The 14536-nt window shown below is 55.6% G+C and carries 15 protein-coding genes and 1 riboswitch; of the genes, 9 read left to right on the forward strand and 6 right to left on the reverse strand.

All coding sequences use genetic code 11. The features are described from left to right. The first annotated feature begins 65 nt into the window (after positions 1 to 65). Complete coding sequence (gene hldE / locus IBT54_RS16345; RefSeq protein ID WP_013359063.1) at positions 66 to 1490, forward strand: bifunctional D-glycero-beta-D-manno-heptose-7-phosphate kinase/D-glycero-beta-D-manno-heptose 1-phosphate adenylyltransferase HldE; 1425 nt, start codon at positions 66 to 68, stop codon at positions 1488 to 1490. Positions 1491 to 1528: 38 nt separating this feature from the next. On the opposite strand, the gene IBT54_RS16350 is transcribed toward hldE, so the two are convergent. Beyond that, on the reverse strand, positions 1529 to 1918 hold the full coding sequence (locus tag IBT54_RS16350) for an accessory factor UbiK family protein (protein ID WP_095706653.1): 390 nt from the start codon (positions 1916 to 1918) through the stop codon (positions 1529 to 1531). Positions 1919 to 2089: 171 nt separating this feature from the next. Further along, positions 2090 to 2247, forward strand: a riboswitch (FMN riboswitch). Between the two features lie 110 nt (positions 2248 to 2357). Here IBT54_RS16350 and ribB point away from each other — a divergent pair. Then, a complete protein-coding gene (gene ribB, locus IBT54_RS16355; protein WP_033784063.1) occupies positions 2358 to 3014 on the forward strand; it encodes a 3,4-dihydroxy-2-butanone-4-phosphate synthase in 657 nt (218 codons plus the stop codon). A 233-nt stretch (positions 3015 to 3247) separates the two neighbouring features. Continuing rightward, the gene (ygiD, locus tag IBT54_RS16360) at positions 3248 to 4033 is read left to right on the forward strand and encodes a 4,5-DOPA dioxygenase extradiol (protein WP_013359059.1); all 786 of its coding nucleotides are present in this window, start codon (positions 3248 to 3250) and stop codon (positions 4031 to 4033) included. A 53-nt stretch (positions 4034 to 4086) separates the two neighbouring features. On the opposite strand, the gene IBT54_RS16365 is transcribed toward ygiD, so the two are convergent. The 3 genes from IBT54_RS16365 to tolC form a co-directional block, all read right to left on the reverse strand. Beyond that, the gene (locus tag IBT54_RS16365; protein WP_013359058.1) at positions 4087 to 5247 is read right to left on the reverse strand and encodes a glutathionylspermidine synthase family protein; all 1161 of its coding nucleotides are present in this window, start codon (positions 5245 to 5247) and stop codon (positions 4087 to 4089) included. Between the two features lie 7 nt (positions 5248 to 5254). Further along, positions 5255 to 5926, reverse strand: a complete 672-nt coding sequence (locus tag IBT54_RS16370; RefSeq protein ID WP_033733914.1) for a DUF1190 family protein — start codon at positions 5924 to 5926, stop codon at positions 5255 to 5257. Positions 5927 to 6068: 142 nt separating this feature from the next. Further along, positions 6069 to 7535: an outer membrane channel protein TolC gene (gene tolC, locus IBT54_RS16375; RefSeq protein WP_201252477.1), complete on the reverse strand. Its 1467-nt coding sequence runs from the start codon at positions 7533 to 7535 to the stop codon at positions 6069 to 6071. 213 nt (positions 7536 to 7748) lie between these two features. Between tolC and nudF the strand changes: the two genes are divergently transcribed. From nudF to IBT54_RS16405, 6 genes are all read left to right on the forward strand, one after another. Further along, positions 7749 to 8384: an ADP-ribose diphosphatase gene (nudF, locus tag IBT54_RS16380; protein WP_033734725.1), complete on the forward strand. Its 636-nt coding sequence runs from the start codon at positions 7749 to 7751 to the stop codon at positions 8382 to 8384. After that, the gene (locus tag IBT54_RS16385) at positions 8381 to 8806 is read left to right on the forward strand and encodes a DUF1249 family protein (RefSeq protein WP_008925735.1); all 426 of its coding nucleotides are present in this window, start codon (positions 8381 to 8383) and stop codon (positions 8804 to 8806) included. Before nudF ends, IBT54_RS16385 begins: the two co-directional genes overlap by 4 nt. 42 nt (positions 8807 to 8848) lie before the next feature. Then, complete coding sequence (cpdA, locus tag IBT54_RS16390; RefSeq protein ID WP_013359054.1) at positions 8849 to 9676, forward strand: 3',5'-cyclic-AMP phosphodiesterase; 828 nt, start codon at positions 8849 to 8851, stop codon at positions 9674 to 9676. 3 nt (positions 9677 to 9679) lie between these two features. Then, a complete protein-coding gene (yqiA, locus tag IBT54_RS16395) occupies positions 9680 to 10261 on the forward strand; it encodes an esterase YqiA (RefSeq protein WP_201252478.1) in 582 nt (193 codons plus the stop codon). A 49-nt stretch (positions 10262 to 10310) separates the two neighbouring features. Beyond that, positions 10311 to 12206 carry a DNA topoisomerase IV subunit B gene (gene parE / locus IBT54_RS16400; protein WP_033784060.1) on the forward strand — a complete coding sequence of 632 codons (1896 nt, stop codon included), beginning with the start codon at positions 10311 to 10313 and terminating at the stop codon, positions 12204 to 12206. A 93-nt stretch (positions 12207 to 12299) separates the two neighbouring features. Next, complete coding sequence (locus IBT54_RS16405; RefSeq protein WP_201252479.1) at positions 12300 to 13199, forward strand: LysR substrate-binding domain-containing protein; 900 nt, start codon at positions 12300 to 12302, stop codon at positions 13197 to 13199. 373 nt (positions 13200 to 13572) lie between these two features. On the opposite strand, the gene IBT54_RS16410 is transcribed toward IBT54_RS16405, so the two are convergent. Beyond that, positions 13573 to 13881 carry a putative quinol monooxygenase gene (locus IBT54_RS16410; RefSeq protein WP_013359050.1) on the reverse strand — a complete coding sequence of 103 codons (309 nt, stop codon included), beginning with the start codon at positions 13879 to 13881 and terminating at the stop codon, positions 13573 to 13575. A gap of 48 nt (positions 13882 to 13929) precedes the next feature. Continuing rightward, positions 13930 to 14511 (reverse strand): NAD(P)H-dependent oxidoreductase, encoded by a 582-nt coding sequence (locus tag IBT54_RS16415; RefSeq protein ID WP_013359049.1) that lies wholly within the window; start codon positions 14509 to 14511, stop codon positions 13930 to 13932. Positions 14512 to 14536 lie beyond the last annotated feature (25 nt).

The following is a 14536-nucleotide window of genomic DNA, read 5'->3' on the forward strand; positions in this document are numbered from 1 at the left end:
ATAGCACAAATCGCAACTGTGCTATCATCCGCGCACTATTTTTAATGCAGTCTGGAGTGTCTGGAATGAAAGTGACTCTGCCCGCGTTCGGCCAAGCCTCAGTGCTGGTTGTTGGCGATGTAATGTTGGATCGTTACTGGTATGGCCCAACCAGCCGTATCTCCCCTGAAGCACCGGTTCCGGTGGTGAAAGTGGACACGGTTGAAGAGCGCCCTGGCGGCGCGGCAAACGTAGCGATGAACATTGCAGCACTCGGTGCCGCGTCCCGGCTAATCGGCCTGACCGGCGAAGATGATGCGGCGCGCGTGTTGAGCAACACGCTGAAAGACGTCAACGTTCATTGTGACTTCGTGGCGGTCAAAAGCCATCCGACCATTACCAAACTGCGCGTGCTTTCCCGCAACCAGCAGCTGATCCGCCTCGACTTTGAAGAGGGCTTTGAACAGGTCGATCCGGAGCCAATTCATCAGAAAATGCGTGATTCACTGGCCGCAGCGGGTGCGCTGGTGCTGTCCGATTATGCCAAAGGCGCGCTCTCCAGCGTGCAGACCATGATTACCCTTGCGCGCGAAGCGGGCGTGCCGGTATTGATTGATCCGAAAGGCACTGATTTTGCGCGCTACCGTGGCGCGACGCTGCTGACGCCGAACCTCTCCGAATTTGAAGCCGTGGTCGGCAAATGCAAAAACGAAGAGGAGATCGTGGCGCGTGGCACCCAACTGATCGCTGATTTTGATCTCTCCGCACTGCTGGTGACCCGTTCCGAAAACGGTATGACGCTGCTGCAGCCGGGCAAAGCGCCTCTGCATCTGCCAACCCAGGCGCAGGAAGTCTATGACGTCACCGGTGCCGGCGATACGGTGATTGGCGTGCTGGCGGCAGCGCTGGCAGCCGGCGACTCGCTGGAAGAAGCCTGTTTCCTGGCCAACGCGGCAGCGGGCGTGGTGGTGGGTAAACTCGGTACCTCGACCGTCAGCACCGTTGAACTGGAAAATGCGATTCATGCCCGCCCGGAACAGGGTTTTGGCATCATGACGGAAGCGCAGTTAAAAGCCGCCGTTGAGATGGCCCGCCGTCGTGGCGAAAAAGTGGTGATGACTAACGGCGTGTTCGACATTCTGCATGCGGGACATGTCTCTTATCTGGCCAACGCCCGCAAGCTCGGCGATCGACTGATCGTTGCGGTGAACAGCGATGCGTCGACTAAGCGTCTGAAAGGTGAAAGCCGTCCGGTCAATCCGCAGGAAAACCGGATGATCGTGCTGGGTGCGCTGGAAGCGGTCGACTGGGTGGTCGTATTTGAAGAGGATACGCCGCAGAGGCTGATTGCGGGCATTCTGCCTGACCTGCTGGTCAAAGGCGGTGATTACAAGCCGGAAGATATCGCGGGCAGTAAAGAAGTCTGGGCAAATGGCGGCGACGTGCAGGTGCTGAACTTCGAGGATGGTATCTCCACTACCAACATCATCAAAACCATTCGCGGCAGCTAACGCAGAGGGTAAGCGGGAGCCTGGCTCCCGCTTAACGCTTATTCTGACTTGTTGTCCGGAACAGGTTTCACGACATCGGCAACCGGTGGCGGTGAAACAGCGGGTGAGGTGGCTACTGAAGCAGATGGTGTGGCCGCTGCAACAGGTGTTGCCGGTGCGGTTGCCGTCGGAGGCGTACCCGCTGATGAACCCTGACTTTCCAGCTGGGCCAGACGTTGCTCCAGCGCCGCCAGTTTCTCCCGCGTACGCAGTAATACCTGCGTCTGCACATCAAACTCTTCACGGTTGACCAGATCCATCCGGGTCAGCTGCGCCTGAAGAACCTGACGAATTTTCTTTTCGACATCATCACCAAACTCACGAACACCTTTAGGCATCGCTTCGTGAACCTGACGGGCAAGTTGTTCAATTTTTTTCGTGTCGATCATGATGATTTCCTGGTTACGGGGAGCTGTGTCAGCGTGTTTACCAACGTAATAAGTGTTAAGTGTAATGCCAGAAATGAAAAGGATAAACCTCAAATCCGTAACGCAGGAAATGCAAAAGCAATTGCGCTATTGATGATTGCCGCCTCAAACGATCGGCGTTATAGTTGAAAGGCTTATTCTCAGGGCGGGGCGCAATTCCCCACCGGCGGTAAATCAGCTTTGGCTGAAAGCCCGCGAGCGCTTTATCTTGATGAAAAGAGAGATAAAGGTCAGCAGATCCGGTGTAATTCCGGGGCCGACGGTTACAGTCCGGATGGGAGAGGGTAACGACATCTGTCGGACAATTGTGTCTGCATCACGTTATTGCCACGTCTTTTTGACGTCACTCCTAAGCACGCCCTGATTCTGGTAACCCATACATTTTAAGGTTTTTATTACCATGAATCAGACGCTACTTTCTGAATTTGGCACGCCTGAACAGCGTGTAGAACGTGCTATCGCCGCCCTGCGTGAGGGACGCGGTGTGATGGTACTCGACGATGAAAATCGTGAAAACGAAGGCGATATGATCTTCGCCGCAGAAACCATGACCGTTGAACAAATGGCACTGACTATTCGTCACGGCAGCGGCATCGTCTGCCTCTGCCTGACCGAAGCGCGTCGCCAGCAGCTCGACCTGCCGATGATGGTAGAAAACAACACCAGCTCCTTTGGCACCGGCTTCACCGTGACCATTGAGGCCGCAGAAGGTGTCACGACGGGTGTTTCCGCGCAGGACCGTATCACCACCATCCGCGCGGCGATTGCCGACGATGCAAAACCAGCCGATTTGCATCGCCCAGGTCATGTCTTCCCGTTGCGTGCCAGCGAAGGCGGCGTGTTAACCCGTGGCGGACACACTGAAGCAACCATCGATTTAGTAACGCTGGCCGGCTTTAAGCCTGCAGGTGTTCTGTGTGAACTGACTAACGATGATGGCACTATGGCCCATGCGCCTGAAGCGATTACGTTCGCGCGTCAGCACAACATGCCGGTAGTGACAATCGAAGATCTGATCGCCTGGCGTCGTACGCACGAAACGCGCCACGCCAGTTAATCTTTCTGCTGCGATAAACAGGCCCCGATCAGGGCCTGTTTCATTTTTTTCATACCGCCATGACGCCTGAACTCTCGCTTTTCCACACTTCTCTCTGCTGAATACCTGTGCCAGCTGTTACGTCAGATTTCATTCAAATTTCCTGGTGATCATCATCATGGTTATCCGCGTGATAACCTGGCAAATGCGCGTATCGTAGTGGCTATTAAACCACCGGATGCCGGAGAGTACGAATGAGCCAGTTACGCATGCCAGCCCTGTTTTTAGGCCACGGCAGCCCGATGAATGCCCTTGAAGAGAACCGCTATACCGCCGCGTGGCGTCACGCAGGCGACACGCTGCCACGTCCACGCGCCATTATTGCGGTTTCGGCGCACTGGTATACGCGTGGCACCGCCGTGACGGCAATGGCACAGCCGAAGACCATTCATGATTTTGGTGGCTTCCCACAGGCGCTGTTTGATACGCGCTATCCGGCACCCGGATCGCCTGAACTGGCTCAGCAGCTGGTGGAGCAGTTAGCGCCCGTTGAGGTGAAGCTGGATCAGGACTGGGGACTGGACCATGGCTCCTGGGGCGTCCTGATTAAGATGTACCCGGATGCCGATATTCCGGTGGTACAGCTCAGCGTTGATGGCACTAAACCTGCGGCATGGCATTTTGAGATGGGCCAGAAACTGTCTGCACTGCGCGATCAGGGCGTAATGATTGTCGCCAGCGGCAACGTGGTGCACAACCTGCGTAAAGTGCGCTGGGATGGCAACAGCGAAGTCTATCCGTGGGCCAGCAGTTTTGAACAGTTCGTCCGCGATAACCTGGCGGTACAGAGCGATGCGGCTTCTCATCCGCTGGTCAACTTTATGAATCACCCTGGCGCGGCGCTCTCTAACCCGACGCCTGAGCACTATCTGCCGCTGCTCTATGTGCTGGGCGCACGTCAGCCGGATGACGTCATCAGTATTCCGGTTGATGGCATGGAGATGGGTGCTATCAGCATGCTGTCGGTTCAGGTAGGTTAGGGCGAAGCTGAGAGAAAACAGGCCAGAAGCTGGCCTGTTATTATCGCGGTGCGTTAACCGATAAAGGCGTGCGGATAGAAACGGGAAAGATCCTGAGTGATCAGGTCGCGATCTTCACGCAGGCCGATCCCAGCCGGTTGATCGTCGATCAGCCAGCTACCAATCAGCGTATAACTGTCGCCAAATTTTGGCAGCGGATGGAACTGCTGGACGATCATTCCCTCTTCGCCGTACGGCCCATCAACGCGGGCAATCTCCTGACCATTCTCTACGATGCGGATGTTAGCCCCTTCACGTGAAAACAGCGGCTTCACCACATATTTTTCCATGTGTGGCACGTCATCTTCCGCGAACCAGGCGGGCAGCAGGTTAGGGTGATTCGGGAACATCTCCCACAGCAGCGGCAGAAGAGCTTTGTTCGAAATGATGCTTTTCCATGCCGGTTCCAGCCAGCGCACGCCCGCATCGCCCAGCTTAGTAGAGAACATTTCACGCAACATGAACTCCCATGGATAGAGCTTGAACAGGTTACTAATCACCTGATCATGAGCGTCGGTGAATTCACCTTTTTCGCCCAAGCCAATCTCATCAATATAGAGAAACTCACTCGGCAGACCCGCTTCGGTAGCGCAATCCTGAAGGTACTGCACGGTGCCACGATCTTCGTCGGTGTCGCGGCAGCAGGCGAAGTGCAGCCAGTTAAAGCCGTGCTGCTGATGTAACGCGGCAAAGCGTTCAATCAGCTTTTCCTGCAGGCTATTAAACTGATCGCTGCCAGCGGGGAGCTGACCGGCATTAAGCTGGTCTTCCAGCCAGAGCCACTGGAAAAATGCTGCTTCATACAGCGAGGTCGGCGTATCAGCATTGTTCTCCAGCAGCTTCACATCACCCTTGCCATCCCAGGCGAGATCCAGACGAGAGTACAGCGATGGCTGACGCTGATGCCATGAATCGCGCACGAAATCCCAGGTATGCTTAGGGATGCGGAATTTAGTCAGCAGCGCTTCGCTGTTGACCACTTTTTCCACCACCTGCAGGCACATCTGATGCAACTCGGCGGTGACCTCTTCCAGATGCTCGATTTGCGCCAGCGTGAACTGGTAATAGGCCTCTTCACACCAGTAGGGTTCGCCATGCATGGTGTGAAAACGAAAACCGAACTCGGTGGCTTTTTCGCGCCAGCCCGGGCGCTCTGAAATGGCAATGCGTTCCATCGGGGCGTTAGCCTCCCATTGAGCGGCTGGAGGTGCCGGTGGCGCTGCTGCGCTGCATGCTGTTCTGCTTCGCGACGGTTTCACCGAAGCCACCACGGGTAATGGTCGACGTGGTGGCCGGTTTTGGTGCCAGCGCCGTTTTCGGCACGGTCATGGTTTTGCCGGAGGTAGCTGCGCCGTAGTTACGGCCCGATGCATCAACAAACTGACCATTGGCCGGGCTACGGGCATTTTTCGGCGAGAACAGCGGTTGCTGCGCAAAGCCTGAACCACCGCCCATCATGCGGCCCATCATGTAACCCGCCATCAGTGGCATCCAGAAGCTTCCGCCGCTCTGCTGTGATTCCGCATTGGTGGTGCCTACACCTGCCTGAGCCGGTGTCTGCTGACACTGGTTTTCGCCAAATTCAGCGACACAATCTTCACGGGTGGCATATTTTGGCGCGGTGCGTTCTGCCTCTTTTTTAGCCTCATTGAATGCGGTGGTACATTGCGCACTCTGGCCCGGATTGGCTTTCGAACAGTCATCGGCGTTCTGGTACATCGAAACCGTTTCATCGTTCTGTTCACAGCCAGCCAGCATAAATACCGCCGAAACGGCGATAGCAACGGGCGTTAAATGGCGTGCCTGCCAGCTCTTACGAAAAGCGGCATAGCGAATAGATTTTGTGCGTTTCATTATGATTATCCTGTGCCCAAAGGTAGCGCATAGAATAGGGGATGGGGGGGTAAAATTGAAGCTGGAGGCCTGATACAACAGGGATCTTTACTTAGTTATACGTTCAACAGAGAGGCGGGCCGCAAAGCAGCCCGCCCGCAGATTAATTACCGAAAGGATTACCGCTGCTGTGGCGAGCTGCAGGACGCGCTGCCTCAGAAGAGCCGGTTGCCGCCGGACCGCTATCCACACGTGCGGTCTGCTGGGCATTTTCCGGTGCCACGGTTTCCGGTGACGTCGGGATCTCTTTACCCAACTGACTGTTCAGTTTCTGCAGGCTCTGCTCATTGAGCGTACCCAGCGCATAGCTGATATTCAGCTGGTTAATCAGGTAGCTATAGCGCGCATCGGAAAGCTGCTGCTTCGCGTTATAGAGCACAGTCGTCGCATCAAGCACATCGACGATAGTACGCGTACCCACCTGATAGCCTGCTTCTGACGCATCCAGAGAGCTTTGCGCAGAAACGACGGCCTGTTTGTAGGCATTGATACTGCTGATAGACGCATTCACGTTGTTAAACGATGAACGTACGGTCTGAACCGCTGAGCGGTGGGCGCTTTCCAGCTGTTCGCTGGCGCTGACGAAGCTGTACTGCGCCTGCTTCACTCGGGAAGTTACGCTGCCACCACTGTAAAGTGGCAGTGAGAAGCTCAGACCCACCTGGTTTGAACCAGTAATGGAGTCAGTAGAACCGGCGCTCTGGTTCGCACGGCTGCCGCCATATTTGCTGTTTGACATGCCGGTAGAGGCGGTCAGATCCAGCGTCGGCATATGACCAGTTTCCTCGGAGCGGATCTGCTCACGGGCTAGATCCTGGTTCAGACGGGCAGAGAGCAACGACAGGTTACGGCTTTCCGCCTGCTTAAGCAGTGCGCTGACCGCTTCAGGCTTATCGGTTCTGAAGCGATCGATGCTCAGCGAAGCCAGCGACATGTAATCCATACCGGTGATCTGACGCAGCGTTTCTACGTTATTATCAAGGTTGTTACGCGCGGTGACTTCGTTAGCCAGTACGCTGTCATATTGCGCGCGGGCGTTCTGTACGTCAGTGATGGCAACCAGGCCAACGTTAAAGCGCTGCGTGGTCTGATCCAGCTCGCGATAGATCGACTGTTTCTGCGCTTCGGTGTAAGAAAGCGTATCAATCGCTTTCAGTACGTTGAAGTACGCAGTAGCGGTGTTCAGAATCAGATCCTGCTGCGCCACCTGGTAGGTCACATCCTGAATACCGGCTGCTTTTTCCTGCAGGGTCAGCGCGCGCCATTTCGACATGTCGAAAATAGTCTGAGTCAATTGCAGTGTGCCGCTGGTCGTGTTGGAATGAAGACCGCTGCTGTCGCGATAGCCGTTGTTATAGGTGTAGTCTGCACCCAGGCCGAGCTGGGGTAATAATGGGCTACGCGCTTCGTTGATTTTCTCAAAAGCAGAATCGCGATCGGCAGCGGCACTGCGCAGATCCGGGTTGCTCAGACGCGCTTGTTGATAAACCTGAAGCAGGTCTTCTGCCTGGCTGGCGAAGCTGAAACCGCCCAGGCTCAGCCCAATAAAAAATGGGAGCAGTTTTTTCATTTGCATTCCTTTTGTTGCAGCAAATTGCAGTGGGTGCGCTGCCGGGTAAGCCAAAAAATTATCGCCGATTCTAGCAGAGGGCAACTGTGAGATAAGTTGGCTGAACGTGCCTTCTCCCCCTAATTTACGTAAATAATTCAGAAAGAACTACTTACATGGAGCACAGTTACAGGCTTTTTTCGCTCCACTCCAATCTGCACAAGGAACCTGATGATGCCGGAAGAAAAAAAATCCCCTGTGACTTTCACAAAAAACGATGTAGAAATTATTGCACGCGAAACCGTCTATGATGGTTTTTTTTCCGTCGAACGTTACCGCTTCCGCCACCGCCAGTTTAATGGCGAAATGAGTGGGGAAGTGCAGCGTGAAGTTTTTGAGCGCGGACATGCCGCCGTGCTGCTACCTTATGATCCCTTACGCGATGAAGTGGTGCTGATTGAACAGATCCGCATCCCGGCTTATGACAGCAGTGCTTCACCCTGGCTGCTGGAGATGGTCGCCGGCATTATTGAACCCGGCGAATCGGTTGAGCAGGTTGCGCGCCGTGAAGCCGTTGAAGAAGCAGGTTTAGACGTTGGCCGGGTTAAGCCTGTGCTTAGCTATCTGGCCAGCCCTGGTGGCACCAGCGAACGTCTGTCGGTGCTGATTGGGGAAGTGGATGCCAGCCAGGCAGAGGGATGCCATGGTCTGGAGGAAGAGAATGAGGATATTCTTGTGCATGTGGTGAGCCGCGAACAGGCTTATCGCTGGGTGGAAGAGGGGATAATCGACAATGCGGCGTCTGTCATCGCCCTGCAATGGCTGGCGTTGCACCATGAAAAACTACGCGAAGAGTGGATACAAAAATGAAACAGCGCTATACCCCTGACTTTCCCGAAATGATGCGGCTCTGCGAAACCAACTTCGCCCAGTTACGCCGCCTGCTGCCGCGCAACGATGAGGCGGGCGAATCGGTGATTTATCAGGTGAGTGGCGCCCGTTATCAGCTGACGATTCAGGAGTCGACGCGCTACACCACGCTGGTGGAGATCCGCCAGGTCGCGCCTGCCGTGAGTTACTGGAGCCTGCCCTCAATGTCGGTCCGGCTCTATCACGATGCGATGGTCGCCGAAGTGTGTTCAACTCAACAGATCTATCGCTTCAAAGCGCGCTATGATTATCCTAATAAAAAATTGCATCAGCGCGATGAAAAGCATCAGATAAACCAGTTTCTTGCAGACTGGCTGCGCTACTGCCTGGCGCATGGCGCAATGGCAGTTCCGGTCTGCTGATGCGTATAATGCAGTAAATGGCGTGGAGACGAAGGAAACGCTTTGGATAGCCTGCTAACTCTTCCTGCAGCGAACGGTTCCGAAATCAGGATTTTGCAAATCACGGATACTCACCTGTTCGCGGGAAAACATGAATCGCTGCTTGGCGTGAACACCTGGTCGAGTTATGACGCGGTGCTGGATGCGATTATTGCGCAACAGCGCGACTATGACCTGATCATCGCCACCGGCGATCTCGCCCAGGATCACTCTGTCGAAGCCTATCAGCATTTTGCTGAGGGTATCTCACGTTTACCGCGCCCCTGTGTCTGGCTGCCCGGTAATCACGACTTTCAGCCCGCGATGGTCGACACGCTGGCGGCAGCGCACATCAATGCCCACAAGCAGGTGCTGGTGGGTGAGCAGTGGCAGATTGTGTTGCTCGACAGCCAGGTTTACGGTGTCCCGCATGGGATGCTGAGCGACTATCAGCTGGAGTGGCTCGACAACGCACTGTCCCGCTTTCCGCAACGTCATACGCTGGTCCTGCTGCATCACCATCCGCTGGCCTCGGGCTGTACCTGGCTCGATCAGCACAGCCTGCGTAATTCCCATCAGCTCGATGCGGTGTTACAGCGCTACCCCTTAGCCCGGACGCTGGTCTGTGGTCATATTCATCAGGAGCTGGATCTGGAGTGGCACGGTCGCCGCGTGCTGGCGACGCCGTCAACCTGCGTCCAGTTCAAACCGCACTGCACCAGCTTTACGATTGACACGGTGGCACCGGGCTGGCGCTGGTTTACCCTGCATCCGGATGGCGGCCTTGAGACCGAGGTCAACCGGCTCGACACCGACGCTTTTCGTCCCGATTTAGACTCAGAAGGATACTGACGCGTGGCGGCATTGCTTTATCTGCACGGTTTTAACAGCTCGCCGCAGTCGGCGAAGGCAACGCAGTTCCGGCAATGGTTAGAGACGCAGCATCCCGGGCTCGAGATGATCGTGCCTCAGTTGCCGACTTTTCCGGCCGATGCCGCGGCCATGCTGGAAGATCTGGTACTAAGCCGTAGTGGCGAAACGCTGGGGCTGGTGGGCTCCTCGCTGGGCGGTTATTACGCCACCTGGCTGTCGCAATGCTTTATGCTGCCTGCCGTGGTCGTTAATCCTGCGGTGCGACCTTTTGAGCTGCTGGCGGATTTCCTGGGCGAAAATCAGAATCCCTACACCGGCCAGCAATATGTGTTAGAGTCACGCCACATTTACGATCTCAAAGTAATGCAGATTGAACCGCTGGAAGCGCCCGATTTACTCTGGCTGCTGCAACAGACCGGCGATGAAGTTCTCGATTACCGCCAGGCGCTCGACTATTACAGCGCGTGCCGTCATACGGTAGAAGAGGGCGGTAATCATGCATTTACTGGATTCGAGCGCCATTTCCCGCAGATTCTGGACTTTCTCGGTCTGAATCATCCCTGAGTAATGCGGAAATCGCACCCCATTTCACCCTTCTAATCAGACATTTACGATGAGTCAATCTAACTATAACGCGGATGCCATTGAGGTCCTGACTGGCCTTGAGCCTGTTCGCCGTCGTCCGGGCATGTACACCGATACGACGCGTCCCAACCATTTGGGTCAGGAAGTGATTGATAACAGCGTCGATGAGGCGCTGGGCGGCCATGCGAAGCGGGTTGAAGTGATTCTGCACGCTGATCAGTCGCTGGAAGTGATTGATGATGGTCGCGGCATGCCGGTGGACATCCACCCGGAAGAGGGCGTGCCCGCTGTCGAGCTGATCCTGTGTCGTCTGCATGCGGGTGGCAAGTTCTCCAACAAAAACTATCAGTTCTCGGGCGGCCTGCACGGCGTCGGCATTTCTGTGGTTAATGCCCTGTCAAAACGTGTTGAAGTCACGGTGCGCCGTAATGGCGAAATCTATGACATGGCGTTTGAAAATGGCGACAAAGTGCAGGATCTCACCGTCACCGGCACGGTGGCGAAACGTAATACCGGCACGCGCGTCCATTTCTGGCCTGATGAAAGCTTCTTCGACAGCCCGCGTTTCTCGGTATCGCGTCTTTCCCATCTGCTGAAAGCCAAAGCGGTGCTCTGCCCTGGCGTTGAGATTGTCTTCAAAGACAAGCTGAACAATACCGAGCAGCGCTGGTGCTACGAAGATGGCCTGACCGACTATCTGTGTGAAGCGGTGAATGGCCTGCCGACGCTGCCGGAAAAACCTTTTGTCGGCAGCTTTGCCGGTGATGTGGAAGCGGTGGACTGGGCGCTGTTGTGGCTGCCGGAAGGCGGCGAGCTGTTAACGGAAAGCTACGTTAACCTGATCCCGACCATGCAGGGCGGGACGCACGTCAACGGCCTGCGTCAGGGGCTGCTGGATGCGATGCGTGAATTCTGCGAATACCGCAACATTCTGCCGCGTGGCGTGAAGCTCTCAGCGGAAGATATCTGGGATCGCTGCGCCTATGTGCTGTCGGTGAAGATGCAGGATCCGCAATTCGCCGGACAGACCAAAGAGCGTCTCTCTTCCCGTCAGTGTGCTGCCTTTGTCTCTGGCGTCGTAAAAGATGCCTTCAGCCTGTGGCTGAACCAGAATATTCAGACGGCGGAAATGCTGGCTGAGCTGGCGATCTCCAGCGCCCAGCGGCGTATGCGGGCAGCCAAAAAAGTGGTGCGTAAAAAGCTCACCAGCGGACCGGCACTGCCGGGTAAACTGGCGGACTGCACCGCACAGGATCTGAATAAAACAGAACTGTTCCTGGTCGAAGGGGACTCGGCAGGTGGCTCGGCCAAACAGGCGCGCGATCGTGAATATCAGGCGATTATGCCGCTGAAAGGCAAGATCCTGAACACCTGGGAAGTCTCTTCCGATGAGGTGCTGGCGTCGCAGGAAGTGCATGATATTTCCGTGGCGATCGGCATCGATCCTGACAGCGAAGATCTGTCGCAGCTGCGCTATGGCAAGATCTGCATTCTGGCGGATGCGGACTCCGATGGTCTGCACATTGCTACGCTGCTCTGTGCGCTGTTCGTGAAACATTTCCGTTCACTGGTCAGAAATGGTCACGTCTACGTTGCGATGCCGCCGCTCTACCGCATCGATCTCGGCAAAGAGGTCTACTACGCGCTGGACGAAGATGAGAAAGAGGGCGTGCTGGAGCAGTTGAAACGCAAAAAGGGCAAACCGAACGTTCAGCGCTTTAAAGGGCTGGGCGAGATGAACCCGTTACAGCTGCGTGAAACGACGCTGGATCCGAATACCCGCCGTCTGGTCCAGCTGACGATCAGTGAAGAGGATGTTGACCAGACGCTGCGCATGATGGATATGCTGCTCGCGAAAAAACGTTCCGAAGACCGGCGTAACTGGTTGCAGGAAAAAGGCGATTTGGCCGATATTGAAGTGTAAAAAACAGGACGCGAAAGCGTCCTGTTCTCTTTGTGCTTCAGCCCGCACATCCTCAGAGAACCCGGCAGATTCAGAGCAGAGACAGTAACCCTTGTGAAAATTACCCTGGAAGAGCTACGCGCCTGGGTGGCGGTGGTGGACAGCGGTTCCATTACGGCGGCGGCAACCCAGCTGGCGCAGACCAGTTCGGGCATTAGCCGGGCGTTGTCGCGGCTGGAGAGTAAGCTGCAGACCACGCTGTTGCATCGGACTACCCGACGGCTGGCGCTGACCGAAGAGGGACAGGTCTTTCTGGAGCATGCGCGCCACATCCTGGCCTCGGTTGAGCAGGCGGAAGAGCAGATTGCGCTGCGGCGCGAGATGCCGTCAGGACGGCTGCGGGTGAACGCTGCGACGCCCTTTATGCTGCATGTGATTGTGCCGCTGGTGGACGATTTTCGCGCCCGCTATCCGCTGATCCAGCTTGAGCTGAATACCGACGATATTATGATCGATCTGCTGGAGCAGCAGACCGACATTGCCATTCGTATCGGGGAATTGCGCGACTCCACGCTGCGCGCCCGGCTGCTTGGCAGTAGTGCAATCCGGCTGATGGCCAGTCCGGCCTATCTGGCGAAAGCGGGCACGCCACAGAGTGTTGCCGATCTCGCGCAGCATCAGACCATCGGCTTCAGTTATCCTGACAGCCTCAACGTCTGGCCGATCTGGCAGCCTGATGGGGATTTTATGCGCGTCAAGCCGACACTCGTAGCCTCCAGCGGTGAAACCATCCGGCAGCTGGCGCTGGCAGGACAGGGTATCGCACGGCTCTCCGACTTTGTCAGCCGGGAAGATTGTGCCGCTGGCCGACTGGTGCCGGTTCTTACCGCGGAAACCCGCGATTTGCGGTTGCCAGTGCATGCGGTTTATTACCGTAATACCACGCTCTCGTCGCGTATCGGCTGTTTTCTCGATTTTCTCCGCACCGAGATTGATCGGCGTCAGATGCTTTAAACCGGTATGTCAGAAACAAAAAACCTCTGTCACATAACAGAGGTTTGAGGTGGGTGACAAAGTCTGGCCGGTTTTGCTTTCTGATTGTGCCCGCTCAGGGAATATGGACAGATCGGAAAGACGCTCAAGCCAGTCCCTGGTCGCTCTACCCGCGCGATTACGCACCTCATCCCTGAGGTGCGCCCCTGTCGGGCCAACGCTTTGCGTTGTTCAAAAACGCTCCCGGCGTTTTTGTCCCTGACGCGGGACGCTTTCCTCTTCTGCCCATATTCCCTTCGGGTTGAGCTAATGCGTTGCTGCCAGAGCCACTCAGCTTTGAGTTTGCCAGCAGCCTCCGGCACGAATACAGGAGCATTAGCAATCAGCTTATTAGTCAGGCACTCGGTTCCAGCACCAGAATCTTCACATCCACCACATCATCTTTAATGATGGCGCGATGCGCATCCATGTGCGGCATCTGCTGATGCTGCTCAAGATGGCGCAGCGTTTCCCACTGCTCCAGCATGAAAATAGAGTCTGGCGAGTTCTGCTTCCATGGCACCTGCGCCTGGTGATCCAGCAGCGCGTCATACTGATGGCAGCCATCTTCTTCTAAGACCTGCGGGATCAGCTTTTTCACTGCATCCAGCACAGCCTGACGGCGACCGGGTTTAACACAAATTTCAGCAACGACTGTTAACATTCGCGAATTCCTCTTTCGTGGGAAAATAGGGGATAGCCCCTTACCATCTTACGCAAAAACGCGGCTAAGATGGGTCCGATAAGCGGCAATATCGCGTGGCACGTCCGGCGCTTTAATCACGTCGTTGCAGATAAAGGTCGGCAGCGCGTCCATTCCCAGGAACTGGTTGGCCTTGTGGAAGTGCAGATAGAGACCATCGACGCCGACGCCTTCAAAGAACTGCTCCGGGTCGGTAAAGGCCTGCAGCGGCGCATTCCAGGTGAGCGACAGCATATATTTTTTGCCCTGCAGCAGACCGCCGGAACCATATTTTTTTGCTGCATCGGAACGGGTACGGCCATCGCTGGCATAGAGCGAACCGTGGCCTTCAGTAAAGACTTCATCGATGTAACGCTTCACCGTCCAGGGCTCGCCCATCCACCAGCCCGGCATCTGATAAATCACCACATCGCTGTCGACATATTTCTGCACTTCATCGGCGATCACGTAATCGCTGTCAGCTACGGTGACTGACACCTCATGTCCCATGTCACGCAGCTGGCTGGCCGCAACATCGGTCAGCGTGTGGTTCAGTTCGCCTTTAGAGTGGGCAAAAGTTTTGCCGCCATCGATAATTAAAATCCTGCTCATGAATAGGTTGCCTCGTTTCCTGAAT

It is taken from the genome of Pantoea sp. S62 (assembly GCF_016658625.1).
Lineage (GTDB): Bacteria > Pseudomonadota > Gammaproteobacteria > Enterobacterales > Enterobacteriaceae > Pantoea > Pantoea vagans.

What these genes read in the sequence shown, in the direction of transcription:
- hldE (WP_013359063.1), top strand. Translation starts at nt 66, where the DNA reads ATGAAAGTGACTCTGCCCGCGTTCGGCCAAGCCTCAGTGCTGGTTGTT.
- IBT54_RS16350 (WP_095706653.1), bottom strand. Translation starts at nt 1,918, where the DNA reads ATGATCGACACGAAAAAAATTGAACAACTTGCCCGTCAGGTTCACGAA.
- ribB (WP_033784063.1), top strand. Translation starts at nt 2,358, where the DNA reads ATGAATCAGACGCTACTTTCTGAATTTGGCACGCCTGAACAGCGTGTA.
- ygiD (WP_013359059.1), top strand. Translation starts at nt 3,248, where the DNA reads ATGAGCCAGTTACGCATGCCAGCCCTGTTTTTAGGCCACGGCAGCCCG.
- IBT54_RS16365 (WP_013359058.1), bottom strand. Translation starts at nt 5,247, where the DNA reads ATGGAACGCATTGCCATTTCAGAGCGCCCGGGCTGGCGCGAAAAAGCC.
- IBT54_RS16370 (WP_033733914.1), bottom strand. Translation starts at nt 5,926, where the DNA reads ATGAAACGCACAAAATCTATTCGCTATGCCGCTTTTCGTAAGAGCTGG.
- tolC (WP_201252477.1), bottom strand. Translation starts at nt 7,535, where the DNA reads ATGAAAAAACTGCTCCCATTTTTTATTGGGCTGAGCCTGGGCGGTTTC.
- nudF (WP_033734725.1), top strand. Translation starts at nt 7,749, where the DNA reads ATGCCGGAAGAAAAAAAATCCCCTGTGACTTTCACAAAAAACGATGTA.
- IBT54_RS16385 (WP_008925735.1), top strand. Translation starts at nt 8,381, where the DNA reads ATGAAACAGCGCTATACCCCTGACTTTCCCGAAATGATGCGGCTCTGC.
- parE (WP_033784060.1), top strand. Translation starts at nt 10,311, where the DNA reads ATGAGTCAATCTAACTATAACGCGGATGCCATTGAGGTCCTGACTGGC.
- IBT54_RS16410 (WP_013359050.1), bottom strand. Translation starts at nt 13,881, where the DNA reads ATGTTAACAGTCGTTGCTGAAATTTGTGTTAAACCCGGTCGCCGTCAG.
- IBT54_RS16415 (WP_013359049.1), bottom strand. Translation starts at nt 14,511, where the DNA reads ATGAGCAGGATTTTAATTATCGATGGCGGCAAAACTTTTGCCCACTCT.